The sequence below is a fragment of the Paenibacillus sp. 1A_MP2 genome (genome assembly GCF_052244825.1).
GTDB classification, from domain to species: Bacteria; Bacillota; Bacilli; order Paenibacillales; family Paenibacillaceae; genus Paenibacillus; species Paenibacillus vandeheii.
The window spans coordinates 4,488,421-4,504,395 of the sequence record NZ_JBQQCS010000001.1 but is presented as its reverse complement, the minus strand read 5'-3'; the positions used below and the strand labels follow the sequence as shown (position 1 = coordinate 4,504,395).

Annotated in this window: 12 protein-coding genes and 1 pseudogene; 10 read left to right on the top strand and 3 right to left on the bottom strand. The window is 45.9% G+C overall.

Annotated elements, in window-relative coordinates:
- The first annotated feature begins 8 nt into the window (after window positions 1-8).
- The 5 genes from ACTWJ7_RS21895 to infC all read left to right on the top strand — a co-directional run bounded on the left by ACTWJ7_RS21895 (window position 9) and on the right by infC (window position 5,912).
- Window positions 9-1,946: an LTA synthase family protein gene (locus ACTWJ7_RS21895; protein WP_301878998.1), complete on the top strand. Its 1,938-nt coding sequence runs from the start codon at window positions 9-11 to the stop codon at window positions 1,944-1,946.
- Between the two features lie 181 nt (window positions 1,947-2,127).
- Window positions 2,128-3,135 carry an LLM class flavin-dependent oxidoreductase gene (locus ACTWJ7_RS21890; protein ID WP_301878997.1) on the top strand — a complete coding sequence of 336 codons (1,008 nt, stop codon included), beginning with the start codon at window positions 2,128-2,130 and terminating at the stop codon, window positions 3,133-3,135.
- 92 nt (window positions 3,136-3,227) lie between these two features.
- A complete protein-coding gene (locus ACTWJ7_RS21885) occupies window positions 3,228-4,154 on the top strand; it encodes a metallophosphoesterase family protein (protein WP_443146406.1) in 927 nt (308 codons plus the stop codon).
- 198 nt (window positions 4,155-4,352) lie between these two features.
- A complete protein-coding gene (locus tag ACTWJ7_RS21880; protein WP_301878996.1) occupies window positions 4,353-5,285 on the top strand; it encodes a manganese-dependent inorganic pyrophosphatase in 933 nt (310 codons plus the stop codon).
- Window positions 5,286-5,420: 135 nt separating this feature from the next.
- Window positions 5,421-5,912, top strand: a complete 492-nt coding sequence (infC, locus tag ACTWJ7_RS21875) for a translation initiation factor IF-3 (protein ID WP_301878995.1) — start codon at window positions 5,421-5,423, stop codon at window positions 5,910-5,912.
- Window positions 5,913-6,104: 192 nt separating this feature from the next.
- On the opposite strand, the gene ACTWJ7_RS21870 is transcribed toward infC, so the two are convergent.
- Window positions 6,105-6,935 carry a protein-glutamine gamma-glutamyltransferase gene (locus tag ACTWJ7_RS21870; RefSeq protein ID WP_079344188.1) on the bottom strand — a complete coding sequence of 277 codons (831 nt, stop codon included), beginning with the start codon at window positions 6,933-6,935 and terminating at the stop codon, window positions 6,105-6,107.
- Between the two features lie 275 nt (window positions 6,936-7,210).
- On the opposite strand from ACTWJ7_RS21870, the gene ACTWJ7_RS21865 reads away from it, so the two are divergent.
- A complete protein-coding gene (locus ACTWJ7_RS21865; protein WP_301878994.1) occupies window positions 7,211-9,958 on the top strand; it encodes a PAS domain S-box protein in 2,748 nt (915 codons plus the stop codon).
- Between the two features lie 108 nt (window positions 9,959-10,066).
- On the opposite strand, the gene ACTWJ7_RS21860 is transcribed toward ACTWJ7_RS21865, so the two are convergent.
- Window positions 10,067-10,279 (bottom strand): hypothetical protein, encoded by a 213-nt coding sequence (locus ACTWJ7_RS21860; RefSeq protein ID WP_029881135.1) that lies wholly within the window; start codon window positions 10,277-10,279, stop codon window positions 10,067-10,069.
- Window positions 10,280-10,417: 138 nt separating this feature from the next.
- The gene (locus ACTWJ7_RS21855) at window positions 10,418-11,158 is read right to left on the bottom strand and encodes a hypothetical protein (RefSeq protein WP_301878993.1); all 741 of its coding nucleotides are present in this window, start codon (window positions 11,156-11,158) and stop codon (window positions 10,418-10,420) included.
- Window positions 11,159-11,746: 588 nt separating this feature from the next.
- Between ACTWJ7_RS21855 and ACTWJ7_RS21850 the strand changes: the two genes are divergently transcribed.
- The 4 genes and pseudogenes from ACTWJ7_RS21850 (at window position 11,747) to ACTWJ7_RS21835 (ending at window position 15,681) form a co-directional block, all read left to right on the top strand.
- Window positions 11,747-12,436 carry a GH12 family glycosyl hydrolase domain-containing protein gene (locus ACTWJ7_RS21850; protein ID WP_443145880.1) on the top strand — a complete coding sequence of 230 codons (690 nt, stop codon included), beginning with the start codon at window positions 11,747-11,749 and terminating at the stop codon, window positions 12,434-12,436.
- Complete coding sequence (locus ACTWJ7_RS21845; protein ID WP_443145879.1) at window positions 12,355-12,552, top strand: GH12 family glycosyl hydrolase domain-containing protein; 198 nt, start codon at window positions 12,355-12,357, stop codon at window positions 12,550-12,552. The genes ACTWJ7_RS21850 and ACTWJ7_RS21845 overlap by 82 nt, the downstream gene beginning before the upstream one ends.
- A gap of 263 nt (window positions 12,553-12,815) precedes the next feature.
- Window positions 12,816-14,509 (top strand): annotated as a pseudogene (locus ACTWJ7_RS21840) (M3 family oligoendopeptidase).
- Between the two features lie 311 nt (window positions 14,510-14,820).
- Window positions 14,821-15,681, top strand: coding sequence for a GNAT family N-acetyltransferase (locus ACTWJ7_RS21835; protein WP_301878989.1), 861 nt, complete (start codon window positions 14,821-14,823; stop codon window positions 15,679-15,681).
- Window positions 15,682-15,975: the final 294 nt, after the last annotated feature.

Sequence of the window (15,975 nt, the reverse complement as noted above, 5' to 3'; positions counted from 1 at the left end):
AAGCGACCATGTTTAATTCCAAAAATGAGCGGACCTCATCACGGACCTTATTTATCGTGTTATTTATTCTTATGCTGCTGAAGTTGTCGCTTTTGCGGTATTTCTTTTTCCATGGACTTTCTGGCATCGGTTTCGTTACTGACGCATTGGGGGCCCTGACCGTGGTATGTATCCTCGATCTGATCGTGCCAAAAGGCTGGAAGCGTGCAGTGTACGGAGGCTTCAATGTGTTGTTCTCGCTGGTATTATTCGCGGCGACACTCTATAACGTACATTTCAGTTCGGTTCCCACATATACGGCACTGAGCGAGATCGGCCAGGTTGCTCAGGTGAGAGGAAGTATCGGACCTTTGGTACGACCTGAGCACTTCCTATTTTTTGTGGACATCGTACTGGCTGTACCGGTATGGTTTATCCTCCGCAGTCGTCGTACCTCAGGCCGTAATAGCAGCTATCGCGACAGTGGACTCCATTTCGGCAGAAGCCGGAGACGGTATTGGGGCAAGTTGGGAGTAGCCCTGACCGCTGCGTTCTGCATCACGCTGTCAGGCAGTTTCATTGTTAAAGGGGAAACGATTGATAATGAGCTGGTTCGTGCCGAAAACCTCGGTTTCCTGAATTATCAGGTGTCATCAGCGATACTGACGAGCAAAGAGAATGAAGCCATTGCGAATGGCAACATTAATGAGACGATCGACAAGATTAATCAACTGGTTAGCAAGTATCCGTACCAGGAGAAGTCCAGTCAGGGCACGGCGATTAAAGCCAAATATTTTGGTCAGGCCAAGGGAAGTAATCTGATTGTCCTCCAACTGGAGTCATTTCAAAATTTCCCGATCAATGCTTCCCTGGACGGTCAGGTATTAACCCCGGTTCTGAATGATCTGGCTAAAGAAAGCTATTATTTCTCTCATTTTTTCCAGCAGATCGGACAGGGAAATACATCGGATGCCGAGTTTATGTCGAACACTTCCATCTATCCAACCGGGGTTGTACCCATGTCAGCAGGGTATAGTGACCGTGATCTGCCAAGTCTGCCAAAACTGCTTGGTAAAGAAGGATATGAGTCGGAGACGTTCCACGTCAATGACGTCACCTTCTGGAACCGAAACAAAATGTATCCGGCACTTGGATTCAATCGGTACTTCGACAAGCCCAGCTTCGAGAATGATAAGTTTAATGATTTTGGACCATCGGATGAGGAGCTATATCGTGTAGGTATGGAAAAAATGAATGCACATCAGGCTGCTAATCAGCCATTCTATGCGCAGTTCATTACAGCATCCAGCCACTCGCCGTTTACGGTTCCTGCGGACCGAGCTAGAATTACCATCCCGGCCACAATCACCAATACGTTGCTGCACGATTACTTGCAAGCGATCAATTATACGGACTATGCGGTAGGTCAGTTGATCAATGACCTCAAGGCGAACGGATTATGGGATAACACAACACTTGTGATATACGGGGACCATTTCGGTTTGCCAGCAAACGATGAGATTACACAGCAGATCCAGACCAATCTGGGCGTGCCATATGACGGTAAAGTAAGTCGTTTCAACATCCCGCTCTTGATCCATACGCCAAAACAGGCAAAAGGGCAAGTCATTGAACAGCCTGGCGGTCAGTTGGATATCATGCCAACGGTGTTGAACCTGATGGGAGTTTCCTTGAAGGAAGAGAAATTTACAGCCTTTGGTCACGATCTACTTAACATGGACCACAATGCGTTCGGTATCCGGTATTACTTGCCGACAGGTTCATTTGTGAATAATGACATTATGTTTATTCCGGGTGCGGGCTTTGATGATGGAACAGCCTACTCGTTAAAAACGTATGAACCCGTCACGGATTTGGAGCCGTACCGTTCGGATTATGAACACGTGCTCAGCTTGATGAAGCTATCTGACGAGTATGTGAAGCTGCTGCCCAAACGTGCACCGTAATTAAATTTTTTATGTATGAAACACCATAACGTCACTGGCTCAGGAGCTGGTGGCGTTATTTGTTTATTCATTGTACATCCTAAACGTGTAATGAAAAGGAGATGTTCTTTGAAACTGTAATTAATAATGTTACAATGGAAGCTGCAGCCATTAACGCAGATAACGAAAGGAATGAATATAGATGAAACTTAGTGTACTAGAACATGGACATATTAATGAAGGACGGACGGTACAGGATACCCTTCAGGAAACCGTAACTCTTGCCAAGCATGCAGATGAGCTGGGCTTCTCCCGCTTCTGGATGTCGGAGCATCACGGCAGCGGGGCACTGTCATTTTCCAGTCCGGAAGTTATGATTGCGCACGTTGCAGCACATACAGATCGAATTCGGGTAGGTTCAGGGGGCGTGATGCTGCCTCATTACAGTGCATATAAAGTCGCCGAGAATTTTCGTTTGCTGGAAGCGCTGCACCCCGGCCGAATCGACCTTGGAATTGGCAGAGCACCAGGGGGAATGCCTATTGCAAGCAGAGCCCTGAATGAAGGAAAGTCATCGAATGTACAATTCTTCCCGCAGCAAATTGCCGATCTGGGTGGGTATTTTCATGAACAGCTGCCGGAGGATCATCGATTTGCTTCCCTAGTAGCTGGACCATCCGTACCCACTGTTCCCGAAGTGTGGCTGCTCGGCTCCAGTTCCGAAGGTGCGCGAATTGCTGCGGCACAAGGGACCGCTTATGCGTTTGCCCAATTTTTCGGAACGCCGGGTGGGGAGGAAGCAATGAAGCATTATCGCAGACATTTCAAGCCTTCCATCCTGAATGACCAACCCCATTCCATGATTGCGGTGTCGGCATTCTGCGCGGAGACTGAGGAAACGGCCGCTGAACTGGCTCGCAGCAATGAGTTATTCTTCTTGCGGCTTGGGCGGGGTCTGGAGCAGAACTCATTCCCATCCCTGGAAACGGTGAATAACTATCCATTTACGGCCATGGAGATGGAACAGATCCGTCAACGTCGTTCTTTTTCCATCGTGGGTACACCGGATCAGGTGAAGGACAAAATTACGGCAATGGCTGAACGCTATGAAGCGGATGAGGTTATTATTGCGTCAGCGATTCATTCCTTCAAGGATCGATTGCGTTCATTCAGTCTGATAGCGGAAGCCTTTGGTTTAAAGCAGGATTAATTGGTACTGAACGGGAATTAGTATTCTGAACTAGCTGGAGCCTTGTCTTACAAGGTTCCGGTTATACTCTTGCGTGATCAGGGAGAGGAGAGATTCATATTCGCAGATGTGTCATTAGTGATATTCATGGCTGTTACGACGAATTCAATACGCTGCTTGAGCTTGCAGAATACGATCCAGAGCAGGACGAGCTGATTTTGTTGGGTGATTATGTGGACCGCGGGCCGAAGAGCAAAGAGGTCGTGGAACAGATCATGCAGATGCATGAGAAGTACGACATTATTACGATCAAAGGAAATCATGATGCGATGATGGTCAAGGCGCTGAACCATGATGTCGAGGAGTATGACAAACACTGGATTCGTAATGGCGGTTTACAGACGCTGGCTAGCTATGTCGAGGTTTCTTTGGATCATGAGCAGTTGGACTGGGATGCTTATACTGAAGCCAAGCATAGGCTGCGTACACACTATGAGCATCATCTTCGTTTTTTGGAACAGCTTCCCCTTGTATACGAAATTCCTGGTTATATCTTTGTACATGCCGGAATTAATCCGGAGGTGGAGGATTGGCGGACCCAGTCAGAGCGTGACTTCATTTGGATTCGGGAGCCATTCTATTCAAGACCAACCTCGCTCAAGGAGACGGTGGTATTCGGTCATACGCCAGTCAAAAATTTGCATACTGAGCCAGGTGTCTGGTTTGACCCCAGCGGGGACAAGATTGGCATTGATGGTGGATGTGCTTATGGTGCTAGATTGAACTTGCTGGAGATCAGTGAAGACGGAAGTGTGCAGGTCTTTTTTGTGAAAGAGGAGAGACCCGTCAGGGTCCCGAGATTTAATCCACGCGGCGAATTTCAAATAAAGCATTTTAAACAAAAGTATAAATCAAATCCTGTTGAAGCTCTGACTTTTTACTTTCTGGAGAATGTGGATTGGTTTACATACCGGCAATGGATCGAAGCTGGGGGACGGCAGAGTTGTGCATTCGTTTTCGAAATGATAATCCGTACATAAGCCTAACTGAAGCTATCGAAAGGGCGGAACAGAATTTGTGCTCACTGTGAGTATAAAGGCAAGACCTTGACATGATTTTGTAATTAATTCGCTGTAAAGGGATTGGAATTAAGCCTTATTAACGCTATAATCAGTAAGGGTATGATTGAAACATTACATTTTATTCATCTAAATCAGAATTGACGGAGGGCTATTAATATGGAAAAAGCATTAATCTTCGGTCACAAAAATCCCGATACGGATACGATCTGCTCGGCCATTGCCTATGCAGACTTGAAAACAAAATTGGGTCAAGACGTTGAGGCTGTTCGACTCGGCGAAGTTAACGGCGAAACTCAATTTGCATTGGACCAATTCAAAGTGGCAGCGCCACGTCTGATTAAAACAGCAGCCAATGAAGTAAACAAGGTCATCCTGGTTGACCACAACGAACGTCAACAAAGTGTCAGCGATATTGAGGAAGTGACGGTTGTTGAAGTTATCGACCACCATCGGATCGCTAACTTTGAGACAAGCCAGCCTTTGTATTTCCGTGCAGAACCTGTAGGTTGTACAGCAACCATTTTGAATAAATTGTACAAAGAAAACGGCGTGGAAATCAGCGCACCGATTGCTGGTCTGATGCTGTCCGCGATTATTTCGGATTCCCTGTTGTTCAAATCCCCAACATGCACAGAGCAGGATGTAGCAGCTGCAAGTGAACTGGCTGCCATTGCTGGTGTGGATGCAGACAGCTATGGTCTGGATATGCTGAAAGCGGGCGCGGATCTGAGCCAGAAAACGATTGCTGAACTGATTTCCCTGGATGCCAAAGAATTCGTAATGGGTCAAGCTAAAGTGGAAATTGCACAAGTGAACGCGGTTGACGTGAATGATGTGCTTGTGAAGCAACCTGAGCTTGAAGCAGCGATTGAAGCGATTATTTCCAGCAAAGGTCTAGACCTGTTCGTATTTGTCGTAACAGACATCCTGAACAACGATTCTGTTGCATTGGCATATGGTGCTTCCACTCAAGCTGTAGAGAAAGCATACAATGTAACATTGTCGGATAGCAGAGCGGTGCTCAAAGGCGTAGTATCCCGCAAGTCGCAAATTGTACCGGTTCTGACCGAAGCTTTCAACTCGTTGTAAGACGAACAAGACGCACAAAACCGACGTATAACCATTACGTCCAGATATACGATGAATATTCAGTTCACAACATCCAAGCCTGCTCTTGATCTGTCATAGGTCAGGACAGGCTTTTGTTGTAGAGGAGGATGTACCATGATCAAAAATGAAAAGATTAAAGCGACTGAGGTCCAACTGACCGGCCTGAACGGTGAGGATCTGGGCATCATGTCTACCCGTGATGCGCTCGCACTTGCGAAGCAGTACAAAGTGGATCTGATCTGTACGTCTCTAATGATAAGCCCGCCGCCATGCAAACTGATTGGTGCTGGAGCAGCGAGACAGGAAAAGCAGCAAGAGAAGAAGAAAGCTGCGAAATCACCCGACAAACGCAAAGTGAAGGAGATTCGGCTGACCCTGCAGATGGAAGACCACGACCGGGAAACCAAGCAATCTCAGGCAGAGCGCATCCTGACGAAGGGTGACTCGGTGAAGTTCGTCATCCAAGTGCATGGAGCCAAGGAAGGAACAGCAGGCAAGGAATGGGCAGAACAGCTGTGCAAATCTCTGGCTGAGTATGGCAGTAAAACAACGGGGGTTCAGGTAAGCGGCAAACAGGTCGTTGTGCAATTGGACCCCATTGGATAATAACGATGAATGAAATTAGCTAAATAACAATGGAACGGTGGGGCTATCCAGTCGTTAATGAATTGGCTGTCCCAAATGCTCCAAAAACCCCGTGAAGCAACAGTGGAACTGCTGCTTCACGGGGTTTTCAGCATGGAATGTCGTTAAACCCTGCTGAACGAACTTCTAATGACCAATACACTTCAAGCTATGTTAGGTTCGCAAGTAACGGCTGCCGCCAATGCGCACATACAACTGTCCCGGCAGGACCGGGGTAGACGAGGCTGTCTGTGAATTTCCGTTGTTACCATTCTTGGCATATCGGGACAGATATAAAAAGTCTGGATAAATGACCGTATCCATTAAATAGGCTGATACTGTACTTCCAGGAATACGATTTTGGTTCAATGAACGAATGATTTCTTCCCCGCTTGCAATCCCGATTCCATGTCCATAATATGAATTTTCACGCAGCATAATGGTATTCTCTCCCTGCCACTCTGGTGTTTCAGGGGAAACGTCCGGATTTTTGAAGTACAATACATCTCCAGGAAGCGCAGAGTTACTTCCGTTCTTTTCCGTTAATCGCAGATCGCTGTCATAGTGCCAGTCATAGAGCAGCAGGTTGCGAAACAGGGAATTGAAATCATCTTCCCGAATGCTGTTCAATACACCGCCATACAGAACAATTACAGTCGCTGTTGCGCATTCAAAGGCATACAAATGACCATTCTTCCAAATGTCCCGGATTCCCTGCGCAGGCGTCACCTCACCCCTTAGCTCAAAGCCTCCTTGAGCATTTCGATTCCAATAGGCCGGGTTACACCTGGATTTCTCGAATGAGGCGAAGCTGACACCACTACGATCCAGTGCTTCGGCTGCATCAACCAGAGACTCCCGCAGCGTCCATTCAAAGTGAAGATGATCCATGGATTGATAGGTGTATACTGTGGGACTGTTCTGTAGTTGCTGTAACCAGTGCCATGCAAAAGCAGACCAATCCGAACGCACCAGCTCAATCGGTTGATTCGCAACAATAATCATATTCATAACCTCCAGTATCATTGGGATGTTCAGCCTTGTACAAACGGGGATGCACGCGTTATTCTGTAGTATATGACGCCAGTTGTGCGGTTTTGTATGTCTGCAGGTGCAGACAGCATGAACACACGATAAGAATGTCGATTATGGCCTGGATTTTTTGTTCAACTCGTTTATAAATCATTACATTTGGGGTACATCTCTTATAGATGAAGTTATGTTCAGGTCGATCTGTTCATACGGAATATATTCAGATTCCTAATAAAGGAGGATATGCGGTGTCGAATCTAATTGCAGAGAATCGCTCTCTGTTCGAACAGTTATACACACATGCACCGATCGGCATTGCTGTTGCCTCGCATGTGAACGGACGTTGGCTCCAGCTTAATCCGGCGTTTTGCGAGATGCTGGGATTCAGTGAAGATGAATTGATTAACGCCCCTCTCGTACATATGATTTATGAGGAAGACGTGGAAATGGGGGAATTTAGATCCCACTTCTGGGATATGACCAACGGATTAAGTCTGATGTATGAAACCGAGCTACGGCTTAAGCGCAAGGATGATTCTCTTCTGTGGGTGACGGTAAGAGCCTGTATCGTCAGGGACGAAGCGAGCGGTGAGCCGCTTTATTTGCTTGTGCAGGCAGCGGATATTTCAAAGCAGAAGGACGCGGAGAATCGACTGATTATACAGCGTGAGCAGTTGGAGGAGAGCAGCCGAATCTCAAGATTATTGGCCGAATCCTCGCTTGACCTGATTGCCATACACCATGCCGATCCGGAACGAACGTTCAAGTACGTATCTCCAGCCAGCACAAGCATGTTGGGATATGATCCGGAAGAAGTTATTGGTCAATCTGGCCTGTTCTGCATTCACCCCAACGATGTGGCTCTGGTCGAGGCTTACGTGGCTGCTCAAATCCAGGGTCTTGCCCCTGATCGAATTAGCTATCGGCTCCTGCATAAGGATGGTTCGGTTGTATGGGCGGATACCATCTCTCAGTATCTATATGACAAGCAGGGAAATCTGCAGGAAATAATCGCTGTTACCCGTGATATTACAGCGAGCAAGCAGCAGCAATTAAGTCTTCAGGAATACCAGTCATTGTTTGACTGCAACCCTCTAGGCGTTGCTTCATTAGATTTGGACGGAAACTTGATTAAGGCCAACGCAGGACAGGAGCAATTGACAGGCCATACCAGGGAGGAGCTGCTTAGCAGACCCTTTGATCATCTCATTGATCCGGTTGACCTGGATAAGACGAGGTATCACTTTGAAGAGACTGTAAAAGGAACCGCACAGCGCTATGAAGTAGGGCTGATTCACAAAGACGGGCAGCGCATTGAAACGAGTGTAATTAATGTACCGATTTTGCTCGAAAATCGTGTTGTTGGCGTCTATGGGATAACCAGTGATATTACGGAGTCCAAAAGGTATGTAGAGGAGATTGAAAATCTCAGTAACGAACGGGCGTTGATTCTCAATGCCATGTCTGAGGGAGTTATTGGCCTGGATCAGAACGGAAACCTGATATTTGCCAATCCGATTGCAACGGAGATGATGGATTTTTGTCCGTCTGAAATGAATGGAAAACCACTTGAAGAGATTATGTTACAAATGCAAAGTGAGGGTATTCCTTATCCGTCCAATGGTAATCCGATTCTCCAAGCGGTACGCGAAGGCCGAAGCCTGCCGCGATCAGAGTCAGTCTTTTGGAAGCAGGATGGCTCCAGCTTTCTGGCGGAGTTCCAACTGAAACCGATTATGGATCAGGGAGACAATCGTGGGGCTGTACTCGTTTTTCGCGATATGACATCGGTGAAGGACATCATTCGTGCCAAGGAAGTGGCAGAGCATGCGGACCGGGCCAAGTCAGAGTTCCTGGCGATTATGAGTCATGAGCTTCGTACACCATTGAATGGGATTATGGGCATGGCTCATCTGTTAAAAGAAACAGAGCTGGATGAGGAGCAGAACGGATTTGCCAATATTATCATCGACAGTGGTGAATCACTGCTGCATATTCTGAATGAAATTTTGGATTTCAGCAAGATTGAAGCAGGTAAAATGGATCTCGAACGCCAGCCAGTTGATATCAAAGCCCTTCTTGGCGGGGTCATGGAACTATTCGCGCTTAGAGCTTCCGAAAAAAATATTGAACTATACTGTGAAATGTCCGAACAGATTCCCGAACGCGTAAGAGGCGATGAAACACGGATTCGTCAGATTTTAATTAATCTGGTAGGCAATGCCGTCAAATTCACGGAGAAGGGAAGCATTCAGGTTCACGCGAACGTTAAGCCAGCGGAATTTTACGATGAGAATCACCTTCTCTTGTCAGTTTCAGTCAAAGATACCGGGATTGGCATTCCGTTCAACAAGCAGCATCAACTGTTCCAGTCCTTCTCTCAGCTTGATCCGGCTATCAATCGCAAATATGGAGGCACGGGCCTCGGGCTGGCCATCAGTAAGAAGCTGGTGGAACTGATGGGCGGTGCCATTGGTGTACAGAGTGAGACAGGTGAGGGAGCAGAGTTCCATTTCACTTTGTTACTTGAACGATGGCAAGATGAGTCCACGGATCGGATTGAAAAGGTGGCTGATCACGACCTGAAGCTGGATCGAACAAGTCTGGCAGCGGGCATTAAAATACTTATAGTTGAGGATCAGTCATTAAACAGTCATTTGCTGGAGGAAATGCTTCGGAAGCTCGGCGGTGTATGTGATATCGTGGAGAACGGTGCAGAAGCGGTGGAAGCATTGGAAAGGGAATCATACGACCTTCTGTTTATGGACATCCAGATGCCCGTTATGGATGGGATTGAAGCGACCAGCAGAATTAGGCAAACCCATCCTGAAATCCCGGTCATTGCTGCCATCACCGCTTTTGCAGGGGCGAACGACCGTGAAGCCTGTCTGAGATGCGGCATGCAGGATTTTATCAGTAAACCGTTCAGCTCTGCGGAAGTTAGTCGTGTATTAAACACATGGGTTCCGTTCATTCGAGCAAAGCACGAGCGCTGATGAGCTCCAAGTGCAACTTATCGAAAAAAATAACCTGCCCTGAAATTTCAGGGGCAGGTTATTTGCGTCTTTCATCGGTGTTGTTAATCTAATCGCCTGGCACAGATGTCAGGACCATCCTCCGATTAACCCCGAAAGGGTTACGCACTCGTCATCTTCCAGTTCTGCAATTAGGGTGAGTTCTTCGTTGTCACTTGGGTCCACCGAGAACAATTCACGGCGTCCGTCTTCGTGGACAACAATGACCAACTTATTACCGCTTTTTGTATCAAACTGGTACTTAACTCCGATACCAGGCAGTGGGCATTCCCGGATATTCATGAAATCTGTCACCTCTTTAGCAATTCCATAGTTAATTTAACCGTTCACACAGTACGGATGTATTCTACTATCCATAACACCGTTTGGCAAGTCGGAAGTGAAATAGTAGTCATATCATCCAAGCTTCTTGAGCTGTGGTTATATTTTCCGCGCCTTTCTGGTTCGTCTGCGACGGACTATAAACCAAATAAGTAATGCAATGAATAGCACCAAGGCAATGCCCCCCGTAATAATGATATTCCGAATATTTGGGACCTGTACGGTTAAATCCAGCTTATTCGTATCCAGTGGGGAGACGTGCCAAATTAGAGTTTTTCCATGATCTTCGACCAGATCTGCATTGGATTCCTGTGCCTTGATTGGAAGAGTCAGCTTGAAATCAAAATTCACATCTTTCAGCAGCAAGTTTTTGAGAAATCCAGGCACCTTGTTAATTTGGTCTTTGACCTCACCGTCGGGAACGGTCTGCAGCAGGTCTACTTCCGCAGCTATATGCAATTTGGAAGTGAAAAAACCAGGTGTAGTGGATTGCTCCACCTGGATTCCATCAGGCAGATCCGACGTGCTGAAGGTAGAGACGGTATTACTTTTCTCATAATGGGTCGTCGCTTTGAGTTCTGTGCGATCTCCCTGGTCCGAGACTTCAGCCTGGAAATTATTCTTTTTCAACGAATCTGCGAGCAATGTCATGAGATTGTCTTGTCCCATCATTCCCAGAGCAGAGTCGGTTACGCTGAGATTCAGATCCAGATCCGATGAACCGTCCATATTGACCGTGACATGAGCTTCACCATCAGCACAGGCGGATAGGATAGACAGCATAAGAGTAAGTAAAAAAGCGAATAATAGCTGACGATAATAGGGTATGCGAGTCGACATTCAGTTCAAACCTTTCTGCGTATAATCCAATTCCATTTCATAGAAGTATAGTATACACCGTAAGTATGACGGATGAAACTTTGTACCCTGCAAGGGCAAGGCGGGAAAATCAAATATCAATGCAAATCTGTTGAATTAGTGATATGACGATTGAAATTACAATGAAAAAGGACACAATATATGGAGTGAAAATGAAGATTTCGTATTTTTGTCAATGTTCAGTCAACTCAAAAGGGGTTTCACCGTGTAAACTGGTAGTAGTTTGAAGAAAAACGGAGCAGGGGGGTTACATTCATGACATATATCATTATTATGGGGATTATTATGGTTGTGGGAATGCTCGGAATGGGCTGGTTCTATAAGATTATGGACAACGATCAACACTAAGGTTATTAAAAGAAACATAAAAAGACAAGCCTATAAGCTGACTTCGTAACGTATTGCGAGGTGGGCTTATTTGTATATAATCCCAAAAAGTCTAAAAATAGCATGAAATAATGTCGGATTTAAGTGGTATGCTTGTACATGGAAATGTTTTACACTTAATGTTGTAAGCGTTTACAATAAAACTTACGGGAGGCTAACATTATGGGTTTGAAGTTGAAAAAAAGATCAGGCAAGAAAGCATGGATGCTGTTGGTTATGTCATTACTGATTGCAGCCGTTCCCATTACAGCCAGTGCAGCATCGGATTCCACAGCGTATGCCAAACTTAATTTCAGCAACAACAAGTATTATATATTCAACAATAGCTGGGGAAGTTCGAGTGTCAGTGGGTGGTCCCAGTCCGTGTATGTGAACAGTAATACAGACCTGGGTTACGTTTGGAACTGGCCAACAACGTCTGGTGGAGTCAAAGCCTATCCTTCTCTTGTCAGCGGCTGGCACTGGACAGAGGGCTATACACCAGGCAGTGGGCTGCCAACACGTTTGTCTGCAAACAAAAGTATCAATACCGGAGTAGGTTATTCTAAGGCGTCCAACACCAATGGAGAATATAATAATGCGTATGATATCTGGCTGCATGACATCGGGAATGCGACCTGGTCAAGTACACCGACCGAAGAAATTATGATCTGGAACGAATGGACTTCCGGTGTAGGACCCATTGGTTCCAAAGTATTTTCGGATGTATCCATTGGTGGACAGACCTATGATCTATATCGTGGCGAAATTACCGACAATGGGGTGCATCAATGGTGGGTATACTCGTTCCTCAAAAAGTCTCAATCCCCAACAACTTTAGCATCAACGTCAAAAATTTCACCGATTATCTGATCTCCAAAAGTTACTTTACCAACAGCAAATATGTCAGCAGTGTTGAATATGGAACCGAAATTACGAAAGGAAGCGGCCAGATCAATTACTCCAATTGGTATGTAAACGTTCAGTAACTGCTCCATTTATCACGCATTATTCCTGATTCAATGAGATGCTGCTCGGAGGGAGATCCATTCCCTGCTGATGCAGCATCTTTTACATGCATGTCATACCTGACATTCAAGCGTAATATATGTAACGAGTGATGTTGTTCCATTTGACCGATGGACAAATATTTTTCGTAAAGATGGGATTTTTAGGCTGCTCTTTTGTATAATAGGGTTTAGTTCAACTCGGGGAATCCCGAAATATGCCTAATAGGAAAGGGTGTACATAAATGAAATTTAGTGAGTATACGTATACACGTCCCGATCTGGAACAAATCAAAACGTCATTCCGTGAGCTTCTGAGTGGTTTTGAAGCTGCGAATACGGTTGAAGAGCAGAGTGGATATATGGACAAAATTAACTCGCTGCGGAGTGATTTTGAGACTCAGGCACAATTGGTCTATATCCGTCATTCCATTGATACCAATGATACGTTCTATAAAGCAGAAAACGAATTTTTGGATGAAAGCTCTCCGATCATTCAAGAATACATTACCGATTATTATCGGGCATTGGTGAACTCCAAATTCCGTGCTGAACTGGAACAAAAATGGGGTTCGCAGTTATTCCAGCTGGCAGATCTGTCCCTGAAGACTTTCAGCCCGGAAATTATCGAAGACCTTCAGAAAGAGAACAAACTTTCTACGGAATACAACCAACTGATTGCTTCGGCCAAAATTCCGTTTGAAGGAGAAGAACGCACATTACCGCAGCTGCACCCTTTTGAGTTGTCCACGGATCGTTCTATGCGGGAACGCGCATCGGAAGCAAGATATACGTTTATGGCTGAACATGAAGCTGAATTCGATCGCATTTACGACGAATTGGTGAAAGTACGTACGCAAATCGCGAAGAAGCTGGGATATCCATCGTATGTGGAACTCGGCTATGACCGTATGAACCGTACGGATTACAACGCGGAGATGGTGTCCAATTTCAGAGCGCAAGTCCGTGATTATATCGTGCCTGTAGCTACGAAGCTCAGAGAGCGTCAGCGCAGCCGGATTGATGTGGATAACCTTTATTATTACGATCAAGGATTCAGCTTTAAGACGGGTAACCCTACTCCTAAAGGGGATGCGGACTGGATCATTGACAATGGTAAGAAAATGTACGCTGAATTATCACCGGAAACGGATACGTTTTTCCAAATGATGACCGAGAATGAATTGATGGATTTGGTGAGCAAAAAAGGCAAGCAGGGCGGGGGTATTGTACCTTCCTGAACGATTACAAAGTACCGTTTATTTTCTCCAACTTTAACGGTACATCGGGCGATATCGACGTATTGACGCATGAAGCGGGTCACGCGTTCCAGGTATATGAGAGCCGTCACTTTGAAGTGCCTGAATACAATTGGCCGACGTATGAATCCGCAGAGATTCATTCCATGAGCATGGAATTCTTCACTTGGCCTTGGATGGAATTGTTCTTCAAGGAAGATACGGACAAATACAAGTTTGATCACCTGTCTTCCGGACTGCTCTTCATTCCTTACGGTGTAGCCGTCGATGAATTCCAGCATTTTGTCTATGCCAATCCGGATGCAACACCAGCGGAGCGCAAGCAGGCATGGCGCAACATTGAGAAGACTTATCTGCCGCATATCAATTACAAGGATAACGTCTATCTGGAACAAGGCGGATTCTGGCATAAGCAGGGTCACATCTTCTCGTCGCCTTTCTATTACATTGACTACACACTGGCACAAATCTGTGCATTCCAGTTCTGGAAACGCAGCAACCAGGATATGAAGTCCGCATGGGCTGACTACCTGACTTTGTGTAAAGCCGGAGGAAGTCTGTCCTTCACAGGATTGGTCGAACTGGCTGGTCTGAATTCTCCGTTTGAAGACGGCTGCGTATCCTCCGTCATCGGCGATATTGAAGCCTGGTTGGATGGAGTAGACGATAAGGCGTTGTAAGCTATATATATTGAACTAAACATTTACACGATAACGCAGAGAACAGAAATAACCTGAAGAAGCGGAGCGCTCGCCTTTATCCCCGGATTTTCCCTTTTAAAGAGGGAATCAAAAAAATCTGGGGATAACAGCGATCGAAAGGTTGTTCTGTCATAGGAGTGGCAAGGGTAAATATACTCTAGTTCAATAAAAATAAAGCTCGAAGAGGTGAAAGGGAACGAGGAATAGACCAGACGTTATCGCATTCTGAGGCAGGGCAGATTTGAATGTATTCATTTACCTACCCTATACAAAGAATGCGAGGTTATACCATGTTGGTTTTACTGAATCAACCGTCCCAAAGGAATCAATTGACACCCTTCATCTCGGGTACGAACGGGCATGTGGTCATGGGTGGAGTGCTTGCTGGGCTTCAATGCGGACGCGTCTATGCAGACCGGCTTCATGCTCCAAAAAGTGCACTGATCTGGGCAAAAAACGAAATGTTCTATCTGATCGGAAGATCGGATAATGAACAGTTCAACAGTCTTGTCAGAGAGGTACTCGTTCAGGAGCTTTTCCCTGAGGCGTTAAGCGCTGGCGAAGACATGCTGAATCTCGAAGTGTACCCCGACCCAGGCTCAGACTGGGCTCCAGTCCTGCATCACATGTTTAATGGGCGTTTGCGAGAAGGGGTGCGGGTTCCTTTTCAATTCAATCTTGCGAAGTATGAACAATGGCGGGAACGCAGTTCCAGCTCCTTGTTCGTTCCTCCTGGATATGAGCTTCAAGTTATCGACCAAGCTGTAATGGTAGAGGACAAAAGTGGTATCATTGAGCATGAAATTTTGAAATTCTGGCATTCAGTGGAGGACTTCTTCCGATACGGAGCAGGCACATGTACGGTTTATAAGGGGCAGGTTGTAGGTACGTGTATCTCGGTGTTTGTCAGTGGCATTCACCACGAAACAGGTATCAATACCTACGATCCGATACACCGGGGCAAGGGTCTGGCTACGGCCATGGCAAGCGCTTATGTGCAATTCGTTTTGGAACGGAATTGTGTTCCACATTGGACGACAGAGGATTTTCGTCATGATTCCATCGCAATAGCTGGTAAGCTTGGTTTTGAACAAGGCAGACCCTATCCCGTCTATTACATGCCGATTCAGGAGCTTCTGGATTGTGAATGATGAAGATTGAACGAATAAAGTTTGCCGGGTTCGTTAAACGTTTTTTTGCATGTTGAAGATTTGCAGGGGCTGTCCCAGAAGTCATGAAACATGACCTGGGATAGCCCCTGTTTTTCAATTTGATTTGTGAATCCAAGATCAACTTGTTTTTCTTTTCAAGCACTGATGAGCCAGTTGTTGAAGAGCAGACACAATCATTGGATGATTTCGTCCAGATGAAACATTTATCAACTTGGTTGTGATTTATTTCACTATATCTGAAAACGGATTCAGTTACAATAAAGACAGTAAATC